Source organism: Martelella endophytica, from assembly GCF_000960975.1.
GTDB lineage: Bacteria > Pseudomonadota > Alphaproteobacteria > Rhizobiales > Rhizobiaceae > Martelella > Martelella endophytica.
The window spans coordinates 2,851,063-2,865,631 of record NZ_CP010803.1 but is presented as its reverse complement, the minus strand read 5'-3'; the positions used below and the strand labels follow the sequence as shown (position 1 = coordinate 2,865,631).

12 protein-coding genes are annotated in these 14,569 nt (G+C 62.5%); 8 read left to right on the top strand and 4 right to left on the bottom strand.

Annotated features, from left to right (window positions below; genetic code table 11):
* Nucleotides 1-74: 74 nt before the first annotated feature.
* Complete coding sequence (locus tag TM49_RS13010; protein ID WP_244464723.1) at nucleotides 75-1,334, bottom strand: N-acetylmuramoyl-L-alanine amidase; 1,260 nt, start codon at nucleotides 1,332-1,334, stop codon at nucleotides 75-77.
* Between the two features lie 672 nt (nucleotides 1,335-2,006).
* Here TM49_RS13010 and TM49_RS13005 point away from each other — a divergent pair.
* Nucleotides 2,007-4,925 carry an Rne/Rng family ribonuclease gene (locus TM49_RS13005; protein ID WP_045681825.1) on the top strand — a complete coding sequence of 973 codons (2,919 nt, stop codon included), beginning with the start codon at nucleotides 2,007-2,009 and terminating at the stop codon, nucleotides 4,923-4,925.
* A gap of 77 nt (nucleotides 4,926-5,002) precedes the next feature.
* Here TM49_RS13005 and TM49_RS13000 read toward each other — a convergent pair whose 3' ends face one another.
* The gene (locus TM49_RS13000; protein WP_045681823.1) at nucleotides 5,003-5,425 is read right to left on the bottom strand and encodes a GFA family protein; all 423 of its coding nucleotides are present in this window, start codon (nucleotides 5,423-5,425) and stop codon (nucleotides 5,003-5,005) included.
* 23 nt (nucleotides 5,426-5,448) lie between these two features.
* Nucleotides 5,449-6,606, bottom strand: a complete 1,158-nt coding sequence (locus TM49_RS12995) for a pyridoxal phosphate-dependent aminotransferase (RefSeq protein WP_045681821.1) — start codon at nucleotides 6,604-6,606, stop codon at nucleotides 5,449-5,451.
* A gap of 191 nt (nucleotides 6,607-6,797) precedes the next feature.
* On the opposite strand from TM49_RS12995, the gene TM49_RS12990 reads away from it, so the two are divergent.
* The 5 genes from TM49_RS12990 (at nucleotide 6,798) to aat (ending at nucleotide 10,650) form a co-directional block, all read left to right on the top strand.
* Complete coding sequence (locus tag TM49_RS12990) at nucleotides 6,798-7,622, top strand: DsbA family protein (protein ID WP_082074911.1); 825 nt, start codon at nucleotides 6,798-6,800, stop codon at nucleotides 7,620-7,622.
* A gap of 101 nt (nucleotides 7,623-7,723) precedes the next feature.
* Complete coding sequence (gene aroQ, locus TM49_RS12985; protein ID WP_045681819.1) at nucleotides 7,724-8,161, top strand: type II 3-dehydroquinate dehydratase; 438 nt, start codon at nucleotides 7,724-7,726, stop codon at nucleotides 8,159-8,161.
* 22 nt (nucleotides 8,162-8,183) lie between these two features.
* Nucleotides 8,184-8,657: an acetyl-CoA carboxylase biotin carboxyl carrier protein gene (gene accB / locus TM49_RS12980; protein WP_045681817.1), complete on the top strand. Its 474-nt coding sequence runs from the start codon at nucleotides 8,184-8,186 to the stop codon at nucleotides 8,655-8,657.
* Between the two features lie 15 nt (nucleotides 8,658-8,672).
* On the top strand, nucleotides 8,673-10,022 hold the full coding sequence (gene accC / locus TM49_RS12975; protein WP_045681815.1) for an acetyl-CoA carboxylase biotin carboxylase subunit: 1,350 nt from the start codon (nucleotides 8,673-8,675) through the stop codon (nucleotides 10,020-10,022).
* 7 nt (nucleotides 10,023-10,029) lie between these two features.
* Nucleotides 10,030-10,650, top strand: a complete 621-nt coding sequence (gene aat / locus TM49_RS12970; RefSeq protein ID WP_045681814.1) for a leucyl/phenylalanyl-tRNA--protein transferase — start codon at nucleotides 10,030-10,032, stop codon at nucleotides 10,648-10,650.
* A 300-nt stretch (nucleotides 10,651-10,950) separates the two neighbouring features.
* Here the strand turns inward: aat and TM49_RS12965 are convergent, their stop codons facing one another.
* Entirely contained in the window at nucleotides 10,951-11,496 is a 546-nt protein-coding gene (locus TM49_RS12965) for a hypothetical protein (RefSeq protein WP_144409556.1), read from the bottom strand.
* Nucleotides 11,497-11,714: 218 nt separating this feature from the next.
* Here TM49_RS12965 and thrC point away from each other — a divergent pair, with 218 nt between their 5' ends.
* Both thrC and TM49_RS12955 read left to right on the top strand, forming a co-directional pair.
* Nucleotides 11,715-13,112: a threonine synthase gene (gene thrC / locus TM49_RS12960; RefSeq protein WP_045681810.1), complete on the top strand. Its 1,398-nt coding sequence runs from the start codon at nucleotides 11,715-11,717 to the stop codon at nucleotides 13,110-13,112.
* Between the two features lie 24 nt (nucleotides 13,113-13,136).
* Nucleotides 13,137-14,435, top strand: coding sequence for a M16 family metallopeptidase (locus TM49_RS12955; RefSeq protein WP_045681806.1), 1,299 nt, complete (start codon nucleotides 13,137-13,139; stop codon nucleotides 14,433-14,435).
* Nucleotides 14,436-14,569 lie beyond the last annotated feature (134 nt).

Below are 14,569 nucleotides of genomic sequence, written 5' to 3'. Positions count from 1 at the left end.
TGCACCTTTTTACAATGAATGTGCGCATTTTGCGACGCGAACGTCAGTTTGGGTGCCGGCGTCGCTATTTCATCTCACCCGCCGCTCGCCACCAGCGGATCATGATATTGCTTCACCGCCTCGACAAGGCGGGCGATCAGCCTGTCGCGCCAATCCGGGTCGAGCATGCGCCTTTCGTCTTCCGGACTCGACAGGAAGCCGATCTCGAGCAGGATCGAGGGGATATCCGGCGCCATCAGCACCATGAAGCCCGCCGAGCGGTGCGGATTGTTGATCAGCCCGATGCGGCCCTTGAACGCGGCGACGACCCGGTCGGCAAGGCTGGTCGAGAAGCTCTGGGTCTCGCGCCGGGTCAGATCGAGGAGAATGTCGGTCACTTCCTCCGGCTCGTCCGTCGTATCGATGCCGGCAATCTCGTTCGAAAGATTCTCGCGCCTGGCAAGCGCTGCCGAAACCCGGTCCGACGCCCGGTCGGAGAGCGTGTAGACCGTGGCGCCGGAGATATCCGTCTGCGGCAGCGAATCCGCGTGCAACGAAATGAACAGGTCGGCGCCATGCTGGCGGGCAAGCTCCACCCGCTTCGAAAGCGAAAGGTAGACATCGGAATCGCGCGTCAGATAGCTTTCGAAGCCCGGTTCGGCCTGCAGCCGCGCAGCAAAGGTGCGGGCAAAATCGAGCGTGATGTCCTTTTCCAGCGTCTTCGTATCCTCGCCGACCGCGCCGGTGTCGACGCCGCCATGGCCGGCATCGATGGCGACCACGAAGCTCTCGGCATCGCCGTCGATGGCACCGGTCGCCGTGTCGCCGGCGGCCTCCGGCAGGGCGCCCTCGGCCTCGCCGGCCAGCTTGGCGCGCTGGGTGGCGACGAGCGTGTCGAATTTCGCCGCATCGGTCATGGCAAGATCGATGACCAGGCGGGCGGCGGAACCATCTTCGTCGCGCACTTCCGCAAGCGTCAGCGCGATCGACTCGGTCGCCGTCAGCACGATGCGCGACTGGCCGGGCCCCGTCGCGCCGTAGCGGATATCGCTGATGATGCCGCGCGCCTCCAGCGTATCGTCCGGAAAGCCGAAGGCCGTTGCCGGCAGCGTTATCACCAGACGCGCCGGGTGGGTGAGGTAATGATAGGTGAACGTGGGCGTGCGGTCGAAATCGATCACCAAGCGCGCCCTTGCGTCATCGCCGACGAGCAGCGCATTGTAGGCGACAAGCGGCGCCGCCTCTTCTTCGGCATGGGCTGAACTCAGGCACAGCAGCGGAAGAAAGACGAGCGCAAGGAGGGCAACAGGCCGGAATGACAGCAATCGGAACACCATGCCTGTAGCTTCTGCCATATCGTCTATTTGCCTTCCAGCCGAAAATCGCAACCTAAAGATGCTTTCCCCGACTCTCAGAAAAGCGGCAGGCGGTGGCAAAAGCATGGCAGCGATGCGTCAGCCCTGTGAAATGCCTGCGTTGCAGCCATTTGGCAAGGTCGCGACCTCCACAGTCGATCTGATTCGGCGCGTCTCACGAATATGACAGATGATTGGTTTTTTCTTGCTATTGTAGCGGGGAATACATAGTAATGTGAGATAGGTGGAGATTGCGACCGGTAAGACGCGCGCCCACGGCAGCCGTAATACCGCGGCGCCAGATGCAGCGAACCGCCGTCGATCCACCCAAAGGACAGTATATCTTGGCCGATTTGTGCCCATGAAAACGGCGCGGCGGCAGAAGGGTCAAACGCTTGCGGGACGACCCGAAGAGCGTATTCATCGCCCCCTTTCAACGGGGCAAGTCAAACTTGGTTCCGACTGGTCTAACATGAGAACGAAGCGACATTTTCTTCCGACAGCCGGCCGCCCCGAGATGGGCACCCGGCTGATTCGCGAAGGCTTCGCTTTCGTGTCGCTGCGCCCGTCGGACAGTCATTCATCCGGCGCGTGCGCAGATGACCGTTTCCATAGCAGAACTTTTGTCAGCCTGGGAAGCGGCGTGCGACAGCGCCGAGGAGCACTTCTTTCATGGCAGACAAAATGCTTATCGACGCCTCTCACGAAGAGGAGACGCGCGTCGTCGTCGTACGCGGAAATCGTATAGAGGAGTTCGATTTCGAATCGCAGCATAAGAAACAGCTGCGCGGCAATATCTATCTGGCGAAGGTGACCCGGGTCGAGCCCTCCCTGCAGGCGGCCTTCGTCGATTATGGCGGCAATCGCCACGGCTTCCTCGCCTTCTCCGAAATCCATCCGGATTACTACCAGATCCCGCTCGCCGATCGCGAGGCGTTGCTGCGTGAAGCGGCTGCCGACGCCGATGATGGCGACGACGAACCAACGACGAGCGAGCCGGCCGAAGCCGCGGCCGAGGCCGCCAATCAGCCGAAGCCACGCACCCGTCGCGGCAAGGCACGCTCGCGCGGCAAGACGGCCGACGCGGACAAGAGCGAAACCGCCGGCGAAGAGAACACCGCCGAGGCTGCCGAAGCCCCCGCTGAGGCCACTGCCGAAGCGACCGAGGCCGAAAAGCCGAAGCCGCGCCGTCGCCGCCGGACCACCAAGGCCAAGGCTGCCGAGGGCGAGGCCGAGAATGCCGAGACCGCGAGCGACGCATCCGACGACGATGACGACAGCTCGCCGACCAGCATGGCCGCGAAAGTCGATTCCGACACGATCTCCGAAGACATCGACGATGACGACACGGTTGAATCCGTCGGCGCCGAAGATGCGATGGAAGAAGTTCCGGAGCACGAGCACCGCCGCGTGCGCAAGCAGTACCGCATCCAGGAAGTCATCAAGCGCCGGCAGATCCTGCTGGTGCAGGTGGCCAAGGAAGAACGCGGCAACAAGGGCGCGGCCCTGACGACCTATCTCTCGCTTGCCGGCCGCTATTCGGTGCTGATGCCGAACACGGCGCGTGGCGGCGGCATTTCGCGCAAGATCACCAATCCGGCTGACCGCAAGCGGCTGAAGGAAGTGGCCAAGGGCCTTGAAGTGCCGCAGGGCATGGGCGTGATCCTGCGTACAGCCGGCGCCAACCGCACCAAGGCCGAGGTCAAGCGCGACTTCGAATATCTGATGCGCCTTTGGGAAAACGTCCGCACCAAGACGCTGACGTCGACAGCGCCCTGTCTGGTCTACGAGGAAGGCAGCCTGATCAAGCGCTCCATCCGCGACCTCTATAACAAGGATATCAATGAAGTCATCGTTTCCGGCGACGAGGGTTACCGCGAGGCGAAGGACTTCATGAAGATGCTGATGCCGAGCCACGCCAAGGTGGTTCAGCGCTATCGCGACGTCCACCCGATCTACTCGCGCTCCGGCATCGAAGCCCAGCTCGATCGCATGCTGCAGCCGCAGGTGACGCTGAAATCTGGCGGCTATCTGATCATCAACCAGACCGAAGCACTGGTGGCGATCGACGTGAACTCCGGGCGTTCGACCCGTGAACACTCGATCGAGGACACCGCGCTGCAGACAAACCTGGAGGCGGCCGAGGAAGTCGCGCGCCAGCTTCGCCTGCGCGACCTTGCCGGCCTCGTCGTCATCGACTTCATCGACATGGAAGAAAAGCGCAACAACCGCGCCGTCGAGAAGAAGCTGAAGGATTGCCTGAAGAACGACCGCGCCCGCATCCAGGTCGGCCGCATCTCGCATTTCGGCCTGCTGGAAATGTCGCGCCAGCGCATCCGCGCCTCGGTTCTGGAATCGACCACGCAGGTCTGCAGCCATTGCGGCGGCACCGGCCACGTCCTGTCGCAGTCTTCGGTTGCCCTGCACGTCCTGCGTGGCGTCGAGGAATACCTGCTGAAGAACACCACGCACAACATCACCGTGCGCACGACGCCCGACATTGCGCTCTACCTGCTGAACCAGAAGCGCAACACGATCGTCGACTATGAAAACCGCTTCGGCCTCGAAATCATCATTTCGTCGGATGCCGATTTGGAGAACACCCATTTCGAGATCGACCGTGGCGAGCCCGTCGCCGAGCCGGTGAAGATCGAAACGCTGTTCAACTTCGCCGAAGAACCGGAAGACGATGTCGCTGACATCATCGAGGAAACGCCGGACGAGGATGAAGCCGAGGAAGCGACGTCGAACAACGATAATGGCAACAATGGTGGCGAAGAGCAGAGCCGCTCGCGCCGCAAGCGCCGCCGCCGTCGTGGCGGACGGAGCGGCAACGGCCAGCAGTCTGCCGACGCCGAAAACGGTTCGCAGGCCGATGCATCCGATGATGATGACGGCGATGACGATGCCCAGCAGAACGCCATTGCGGATGCTGCCACCGACGACGAGCGCCCGTCCAAGCGCAAGCGTCGCCGTGGCAAGCGTGGCGGCCGCCGCAATCGCAGCGAAGGCGACGACGAGCAGACGAACGGCTCGGAGGCCAGCAATGACGAAGCCGGCGAGACCGACAATGCTGAAGACACGGTAGCAGCGAACGAAGCCGAGGCTCCCGCGCAGGAGCCGGCAGAAGCTGCTCCCGCCGTGGCAGGCACGACTGAGGCCGTTTCCGAGGAAGCCAAGCCGGCTGCCGAAGAAGAGCCCAAGGCCGAAGTGGTCGTTGGCGAAGATGAGGCCATGGCTGAAATCGAAGGCCGCAAGCCGCGCCGCCGTCGCCGCAAGCCCAAGGAAGAGGCAGAAGCCCCCGAGGAAGCACCTGTCGAAAGCCCCGAGGAGCCGGTGACAGCGGAGACCGCCGCGGAAACAGAGGCCGTCGAAACCGCAGCCACGGAACTCGATGACGCCGCAGCCGTTGCCGAAGAGCCGGCCGTTGAGGCAGCCCCTGCCGAGCAGACCGATACGCCGAAGCGCGCCAACCGCGCCTCGAACGTTTCGCACTCCGAGCCGGTCGTGACCTCGAATGGCGCGCAGGAAACCGATGAAGAGCCCTCCAAGCCGAAGCGCGGCTGGTGGAACCGTCGCGGCTTCTTCTGAGCCTCAAGCATCTGACTGATTTCAGACGCCGCCGTTTTCGAACGGCGGCGTTTTCGTTTCCGTTCGGGTCTGATGCCTCACCGGTTCAGCGGCGGCCCTTCGAAGACATGGCCGGCATATTGCGGCAGGTCGTCGGAAATCTGGTGCCACGGCGCCTTGGAGGTGACGAAGATGTGCTCACTCGGCGTGATAGACGGTGGTTCGTCCAGCGTGCCCATGGTGACATGGATATAGGCGCCTTCGCGCACCCGCGAGTAAAGCAGCGACCCGCAACGGGAACAATGGGCGTCGTGCGTGGTCGCATCGCCGTAGAAGAACAGCGGCGCGTCGGCCTCGATCGCGAACTTCTCGGATTCGATGCCGGCGAAGGGCTTGAAGGCGGAGCCCGTGGCGCGCTGGCAGTTGCGGCAGTGACAATTGGCGGCATAGGCGAAGGCATCTTCAACGCGGTAGCGCGCCTCCCCGCAAAGGCATCGACCCGTCAGCATCTTCACCGTCATCGCCCTCCCCCCTGCAATCCGAACTACGGCAGCCAGTTGCCGATCCGCTCCACCGCTTCCCTGATCTCGGCCTCCGTGCCGGCATAGGAAAGCCGCAGGTAGCGCCCGCCGGTCAGCGGATCGAAATCCTTGCCGGGCGTTGCCGCGATATCTATTTCGCTCAGCATCTTTTTCGAAAATGCCACGCTGTCGTTGGAATGGGAACTGACATCCACATAGGCGTAAAAGGCGCCGTCCATGGGCGAAACCACCGGCAGGCCGATCTTCGGCAGGGCGTCGTTCAGATAATCGCGGTTGGCGCGGTAGATATCGCGGTAACCGTCGAGCTGCGTGCGAGCGCCAAGGGCCGCTTCCGCTGCGATCTGCGACAGTTCGGGTGCGCAGATATAGATGTTCTGCGCCAGCTGCTCGAAGACCCGCACAAGCTTCTCCGGCAGCACTATCCACCCGATGCGCCAGCCGGTCATGCAGTAGTATTTGGAGAACGAATTGATCACCACCGCCTCGTCGGTAAAGGAGAGCGCGGTCGCTTCCTCGCCGGAAAAGACAAGCCCGTGATAGATCTCGTCGGAGATGAATTCGGTGTCGCGCGCAGCACACCAGTCCGCAAGACGTTTCAGCGCTGCGCGTCCCGTTACGGTGCCTGTGGGATTGGCAGGGCTTGCAAGCAGCACGCCCTTCAGCCGCACCCCATGCACCCGCTCGGCCTCCTCGAGCGCTTCCGGCGTCAGGGTGAATTCGTGGGCGGCATTGGCCTCGACCTCGATGACCTTGAGGTCGAGCGCCCGCAGTATATTGCGATAGGCCGGGTAGCCGGGCCTTGCGATCGCCACCACGTCGCCGGCATCGAAGAGCGCCAGAAAGGCAAGATTGAAGCCAGCCGACGACCCCGTGGTAACCGCAATGCGCGCGGGGTCGATGACAACGCCCATGCGGGCGCGATAGTCCTCGGCGATTGCCTCGCGCAGGCTCTGCAGGCCGAAGGCATCCGTATAGCCGAGGTGGCCGTGTTCAAGTGCCTTTCGCGCGGCGACCAGTGCGGCATCCGGTGCGGGATGCGAGGGCTGGCCGACGGCGAGCGAAATCACCGGGCGACCGGCCTTCTTGCGACGGTTGGCCTCGGCCAGGACATCCATGGCGATGAAGGAATCAATCGCACTGCGGTTCGATGAAAGCGGCATGCTGGTCTCTTTTCGGGCAAATCTCAGCCTTTGGGATGAACCATCCGGGACCCGGCCGCAATCCCGGGCGGCAAAAAAACGGATTTTTGATTGGCAAGCGGCGGGAATTGCCGCCAGCCTATGGACAATGCCGCCATTTGCGCACAATTGGTGCCTAGACGACCGGACGATCGATGATGGAAGGGGATGACATGTCTTCGAAGGGACTGACGCTTGCAATCTGCGCCGTTTTCGCGACGGCCATCGCGACCGCAGCTGCAACGACCGCGGCGATCTATCACTTCGCCCCGCCGGCCTCGAGCCAGGCTCAGGTTGAGACCGACGCGGCCGTCGAGACGGCAAGCGACGACACGTTCGGCACGCGCGTCCACGACTATCTGGTGGCAAACCCGGAAACCCTGCTCGACGTCCAGACGGCCCTGCAGCAGAAACAGGCCGAGCGCCAGCAGCAGGCCGCCTCAGCCGCGCTTGCCGAGAACCAGGACAAGCTCTACCAGCCCGCCTTTGATGCCGAATTCGGCAACCCCGAAGGCGCCATCACCGTCGTCGAGTTCTTCGACTACAATTGCGGCTACTGCCGCCGCGCGCTCTCCGACATGGACGACATCATCGCCGCCAATGAGGATGTCCGCTTCGTGCTGAAGGAAATTCCGGTCCTCGGCCCCGATTCCGAAGCCGCCGAAAAGGTATCCTACGCGTTCCTGAAGATCGCGCCGGAGAAATATGAAGACTTCCACCGGGCGCTGATGGGGTCGGGCACGCGCGCAAACGACGCCTCCGCCCGCGCTGTCGCCAATGCGCTGGGCGTCGACGACGCGGCGATCGATGCGGCGATGGAGCAGTTCCCGGCCGAAGAGGCGCTGAGCGCGCATTTCGCGCTCGCCAGCGCCATCGGCGTCAACGGCACGCCGGCCTATATCATCGGCGATCGGCTGATTTCCGGCGCTGTCGGCGCCGATGTGCTGCAAGAGACCATCGACAATGTCCGCGACTGCGGCAAGAGCGTTTGCTCGTAACCCTTAACCACAGTGTTTCAAGGCCTTGGACCGGCTTGTCGTAGGGGCTTTTCCTCCACGACATGAGCGTCTATAGGTGTATGCGAAACTGGAATTGACGTATGGCACGCGGAATTTTTGTCCTCAACGGTCCCAATATCAACCTGCTCGGGCAGCGCGAACCTGGCATTTACGGCGCCATGACGCTGGCCTCCATCGAGGCGGAGTGCCACTCGCTCGGTGAGGAACTGGGCTTTGCGCTGGACTTCCGCCAGACCAACCACGAAGGCGTCCTTGTCGATTGGCTGCATGAAGCCAATGAGAAGGCCGCCGGCGTCGCGCTCAATCCCGGTGCCTACGGCCATACCTCGATTGCGCTTCACGATGCGATCCGCGCCATCGAGGTTCCGGTCGTCGAGCTTCACATCTCCAACATTCATGCCCGTGAGGCCTTCCGGCACAAAAGCATGATTGCGCCGGTCGCAAAGGGGGTTATCTGTGGTTTCGGACTGGACAGCTACCTTCTCGCGCTTCGTGCGCTCAAGACCCTCACGGAATAACAAGAACAAAGGAACACCACCCATGGCAGAACAAAAGAAGGCAATCGACGCGAAGCTGGTGCGCGAGCTTGCCGTGATCCTGAACGATACCGAGCTGACGGAAATCGAGGTGGAGCAGGACGGCCTGCGCATCCGCGTTGCCCGTGAGCTGATGGCTGCACCGCAGACCGTTGCTTACGCTCCGGCACCCGCAGCAGCAGCAGCGCCTGCCCCGGCGGCAGCCGCCGCGCCCGCGCCGGCCGCAGCACCGGCCCGCAACTTCGACAATGCGATCAAGGCCCCTATGGTCGGCACCGTCTACCTGGCGCCCGCTCCCGGCGCCCGTCCGTTCATTGAAGTCGGCGCCAACGTCAAGGAAGGCCAGACGCTTCTGATTATCGAGGCGATGAAGACGATGAACCAGATCCCTGCCCCGAAGAGCGGCAAGATCGTGGAAATCCTTGTCGATGATGCCCAGCCGGTCGAGTTTGATGAACCGCTCGTCGTTATCGAATAACGGGTGACAGAGCTGATGTTTTCGAAAATCCTGATTGCCAACCGCGGCGAAATCGCCCTTCGGGTGCAGCGCGCCTGCAAGGAGCTCGGCATCGCCACCGTCGCCGTCCATTCGACGGCTGACGCCAATGCGATGCATGTGCGGCTCGCCGACGAAAGCGTGTGTATCGGCCCGCCGTCTTCGCGCGAGAGCTATCTCAACATTCACCAGATCGTCGCGGCCTGCGAGATCACCGGCGCGGATGCGGTGCATCCCGGCTACGGCTTTCTGTCGGAAAATGCCAAGTTCGCCGAAATCCTCGAGGCCCACGGCATCACCTTCATCGGCCCGACCAGCGAACACATTCGCATGATGGGCGACAAGATCACCGCCAAGACGACGGCCGAATCGCTCGGCATTCCAGTCGTGCCCGGTTCGGGCGGCGCGGTCGACACCGAGGAAGACGCCGTGCGCACGGCCGAGGAGATCGGATATCCGGTGCTGATCAAGGCCACCGCCGGCGGTGGCGGACGCGGCATGAAGCTTGCCCGCACCCGGGACGACCTGATCGAGGCCTGGAGCACCGCGCGCGGCGAAGCCGCCGCAGCCTTCGGCAATGATTCCGTCTACATGGAAAAGTATCTCGACAAGCCCCGCCATATCGAGGTGCAGGTGTTCGGTGACGGCGAAGGCGCTGCCATTCACCTCGGCGAACGCGACTGCTCGCTGCAGCGCCGCCACCAGAAGGTCTGGGAAGAGGCTAATTCGCCGGCGCTCAATGTCGAGCAGCGCCTCGAGATCGGCGAGATCTGCGCCGAGGCCATGCGCAAGATGAAATATCGCGGCGCCGGCACCATCGAGTTCCTCTATGAAAACGGCGAGTTCTACTTCATCGAGATGAACACCCGCCTGCAGGTGGAGCACCCGATCACCGAAGCGATTACCGGCATCGACCTCGTCCACGAGCAGATCCGCGTCGCATCCGGCGCCGGGCTTTCCGTGTCGCAGAAGGATATCTCCTTCTCCGGTCACGCCATCGAATGCCGGATCAACGCCGAAAACGCCGCGACCTTCCGGCCTTCCCCGGGCACGATCACGCATTTCCATGCACCGGGCGGCCTTGGCGTTCGCATCGATTCGGGTGTCTATCAGGGCTACAAGATCCCGCCCTATTACGACAGCCTGATCGGCAAGCTCATCGTTCACGGGCGCACCCGCGTCGAATGCATGATGCGGCTGAAGCGGGCGCTTGACGAGTTCGTCGTCGACGGGATTGACACGACGCTGCCGCTTTTTCAGGATCTGATTGCCAACCAGGATATCGCCAATGGCGACTATGATATCCACTGGCTGGAACACTATCTGGAAAACAAGGCAAACAGCTGAGGACCCCATGGGGAAAGGTGCCGCGAAAGGCAGCAGTGGCGTGACGCCGGAACTGCTTCTCAATGCCTACAGCATCGGCCTTTTCCCCATGTCCGAATCCGCCGAGGATACGGAGCTGTTCTGGGTGGAGCCCGAAATCCGCGGCATCATACCGCTGGACGGGCTGCACATCTCCCACAGCCTGCGCAAGTTCATGCGCAGGCATCCCTATGATATCCGCTTCAACCACGATTTCGACGGCACCATTGCCGCCTGTGCGGCCCCTGCCCCCGATCGCCCGCAGACATGGATCAACAGCGAGATCCGCGACCTCTACAAGGCGCTCAACGCGATGGGCCACGCCCACAGTGTCGAGGCCTACGAGGATGGCGAACTTGTCGGCGGGCTTTATGGCGTCTCCCTGAAAGCGGCCTTCTTCGGCGAGAGCATGTTCTCCCGCCGCCCCAACGCCTCGAAAATCTGCCTCGTTCACCTGGTGGAGCGGTTGAGGGCCAACCGCTTCGTGCTGCTCGACACGCAGTTCACCACCGAACACCTGAAGACGATGGGCGCGATCGACATCCCCAAGGAGGAATACATGACCCTCCTCAACGCCGCCCTCGTCTGGCCCGATCAGCCCTTCCCGTGAGTATCGGCCAATCTACCCCTTGAGTGAAGCGCTATCGCATATGGCGTTACCGCACAGCCCCCAAACCTTCTCGCCCCGGCGGGGAGAGATGTCGCGACAGCGACAGTGAGGGGCGAGCTTATCTACACGGGCGCCCTCACAAACAGAAATGCTGCTTCACCCTCACTGCCCCTTTCTGGGCATCTCTCCCGCAAGCGGGAGAGAGTAAGTGGAGCGAAATTCAAGCTATCTGCAATTGCCCTGCCTTCAAGCAGGGGATGAAGGAGGTCGACATGGCATGCCTGTGCCGCCGGTGATCCCCTACTTCGCGATCCCGACCCGCACGCGGGTGTTCTCGCCGGCGGTCACCGGGACCGGGATATTCGAGGCCTCGAACAGGAACTGGGTGGAAAGGCCATCGGCAGGAAGGGTCACTTCCTTGGTGATGACCTGATCGTAGAGCGCCGTGGAGCCACTGACCACCTCGACGCGGACCGGAACCTTGTAGACGCCGGGACGGGCCTTCGGCCCGCCGACGAGCCGGCCGGCGACGGAGAGCTGCACCAGCAGGCCATCCTGGGTCGGCGCCACGGTGCAGGCGCGGCTGAAATCGGTGAGCGAGGTCTGATAGACGAGGTTTTCCGGCTTTTCGGCACCGGCCGGCGAATAGACGCGGTTGAAGGTGTCGTCATCGTCCAGCATTGCCTGCGGGCACAGCCGCATCATCGCCGTGAGGTTCATGCCGGGCGTGACCGGAAGCGCAGGTGCGGGCTCTGGTTCCGGCTTGCTGGTCGAGCAGGCTGAAAGCACGGCGATGAGCGCTATCGCGGATAGGCTTGTGAGGCGGCTTGTCTGACGGAATGACACGGCTGGATTTCCTTTCCTCTCTCAGGGTCTCTTCCCGGGCGCTTTCCCGACCCTTCGGTTTCTGCAGGGCTTTTCAATCCCTCTGGCTTTAGTCTATACCAGCGCCAACGCAAAAATCGATTGTCTTGCGACGCTTCCCTGAGCGAACGTCATAACCGGTCGCGTTGGCTGGCGCCAGACAATTTCCGGAAGCTGGCAAGCACGAAAGGGAGCTTGGCGTGGACTACATCTCAACGCGGGGCGATGCGCCGACCCTTGGTTTCTCCGATGCGCTGCTCGCAGGCCTTGCGGAGGACGGTGGCCTCTATCTTCCGCGCGAATGGCCGAAGATGTCTGCGGACGACATCAGGGCATTGCGCGGCAAGAGCTATCAGGAGATCGCCCTCGCTATCCTCACGCCATTCGTCGGCGGAGAAATCGCTGAAGACCGGCTGAAGGCGATGATTGACGGGGCCTATGCCACGTTCCGCCATTCCGCCGTGACTCCGATCGTCCAGAGCGGCCCGAACCGGTTCACGCTCGAGCTCTTCCATGGTTCGACGCTCGCGTTCAAGGACGTGGCGATGCAGCTTCTGGCGCGGCTGATGGACCATGTTCTTGCCGAACGCGGCGAACATGCCACCATCGTCGGCGCCACGTCGGGCGACACCGGCGGAGCGGCAATCGACGCCTTTTCGGCGAGCAGCCGCACCGACATCTTCATCCTGTTCCCGCACGGCAAGGTTTCGCCGGTCCAGCAGCGCCAGATGACCACGATCGGCGCGAAGAACGTCCACGCGATTGCCGTCGAGGGCCATTTCGACGACTGCCAGAACCTGGTGAAGGCGATGTTCGGCGATGCCGGCTTCCGCAGGGAGGTGAAGCTTTCCGGCGTGAATTCGATCAACTGGGCGCGCATCATGGCGCAGGTGGTCTATTATTTCACTGCCGGCCTGTCGCTCGGCGCGCCGGACCGCGAGATCGATTTCACCGTGCCGACTGGCAATTTCGGCGATATCTTCGCCGGCTATGTGGCCAAGCAGATCGGGCTTCCGATCGGCCGGCTGGTGATCGCCACCAACGAAAACGACATTCTCGCCCGCACGCTCGAGACCGGCCGTTACGAGATGCGCGGCGTCAAGGCGACGACCTCGCCATCAATGGATATCCAGATTTCCTCGAACTTCGAACGGCTTCTGTTCGAGGCGAGTGGCCGCGACGCCGCCTATATCCGCCGTGCCATGGCGGGGCTGAAGCAGTCTGGCGCCTTCGATATTGAGGGCAAAACGCTCGGAAATATCCGCGAGACTTTCTCGGCCGGTCGTACCGATGAGACGGCAGTTGCCGCCGAAATCGGCCGGACGCTTGAGGAAACCGGTGTCCTCATCGACCCGCATACCGCGGTCGCCGTGTCGGTGGCGCGCGAGCATCAGGACGATCAAAACCCGATGGTCGTGCTTTCGACCGCGCACCCGGCAAAGTTCCCCGCCGCGGTAAAATCGGCAAGTGGTATTGACCCGACGCTTCCATCATGGCTTGCTCATTTGATGGACAAGGAGGAGCATTTCAGTGTCCTGTCCCCCGATCTGGATGAACTACAGGCTTTCATCCGCGCGCGGTTGACCACTGAAAGCTGATCAAAAGGACGAAAGCAGGTTCGCATGACCGTAGAGTACACCCGGCTTCCTTCCGGGCTGACAGTCGTTACCCAGAACATGCCGCATATCGAAAGCGTGGCCATTGGCACGTGGATCAAGTCCGGTTCGCGCAACGAACTCAGGAATGAACACGGTATTGCCCATCTTCTGGAGCACATGGCGTTCAAGGGTACCGGCCGCCGCACGGCGCGCCAGATCGCGGAGGAGATCGAGAACGTCGGCGGCGAGGTCAATGCCGCGACGTCCACCGAGACGACGTCCTATTATGCCCGCGTGCTGAAGGACCATCTGCCGCTTGCCGTCGACATTCTCGCCGACATCCTCACAAATTCGAGTTTCGACGAGGAGGAACTGGCCCGCGAGAAGAACGTCATCATGCAGGAGATCGGCGCGGCGAATGACATTCCCGACGATGTCGTGTTCGACAATTTCGCCGGCGCCGCCTATCGCGACCAGATGATCGGCCGCCCCATCCTCGGCACGCCCGATACGGTGATGGCCTTCACGCCCGATGACATCCGCCGCTATCTCGCCCGCAACTACACGACAGACCGCATCTTCATCGTCGCCACCGGTGCGGTGCGCCACGACGAGTTCGTGCGCATGGTCGAGGACCGGTTTGCCGCCCTGCCCCTGAAACCGGAAACACCGCCGATGATGGAGGCCGCCGCTTATACCGGCGGTGAGGTGCGCGAGACCCGGCAGCTTTCGGACGCGCAGGTCATCCTCGGCTTCGAGGGCCCGGCCTATCACGCGCAGGATTTCTACTGCTCGCAGATTCTCGCCAATGTACTCGGCGGCGGCATGTCGTCACGCCTGTTCCAGGAGGTCCGCGAAGTGCGCGGCCTCTGCTACTCGGTCTATTCCTTCCATTGGGGCTTTTCCGACTCCGGCGTCTTCGCAGTGCACGCGGCAACTGGCGGCGAGCAGCTTCCCGAACTCATTCCCGTCATCATCGACGAGCTGCACCGCGCTGCCGACACCGTCGACGTGACCGAGATCGATCGCGCCCGCGCGCAGATCCGCGCCCAGCTTCTGATGGGGCAAGAAAGCGCTGCGGCGAGAGCCGGCCAGATCGCCCGGCAGGTGATGCTCTGGGGCCGGCCGATCCCGAACGAGGAAATGATGATGCGCATCGAGAACATCACGCCCAAGCGGCTCACCGATCTTGCCGGGCGCACTTTCTTCGATGCCATGCCGACCCTTTCGGCGATCGGTCCGCTCGAGCAGCTTTCGCCGCTTGACGCCATTATCGAAGAGCTTTCGCTCAATGTCCACAAAGCCGTGAAAGCGGGCTCCTGAGCACCATGCCGGGTTTTGCGCACGCTTTCGGTGAGGCGGCCCCTTCCAGGGCCGCCCCCAGGCCGGATTGAGTGGAGGCGGGACATTGATAGCCAACCTCGTCTCTCCCAAGGCGTTGAAGCGAAGCCGCTTTT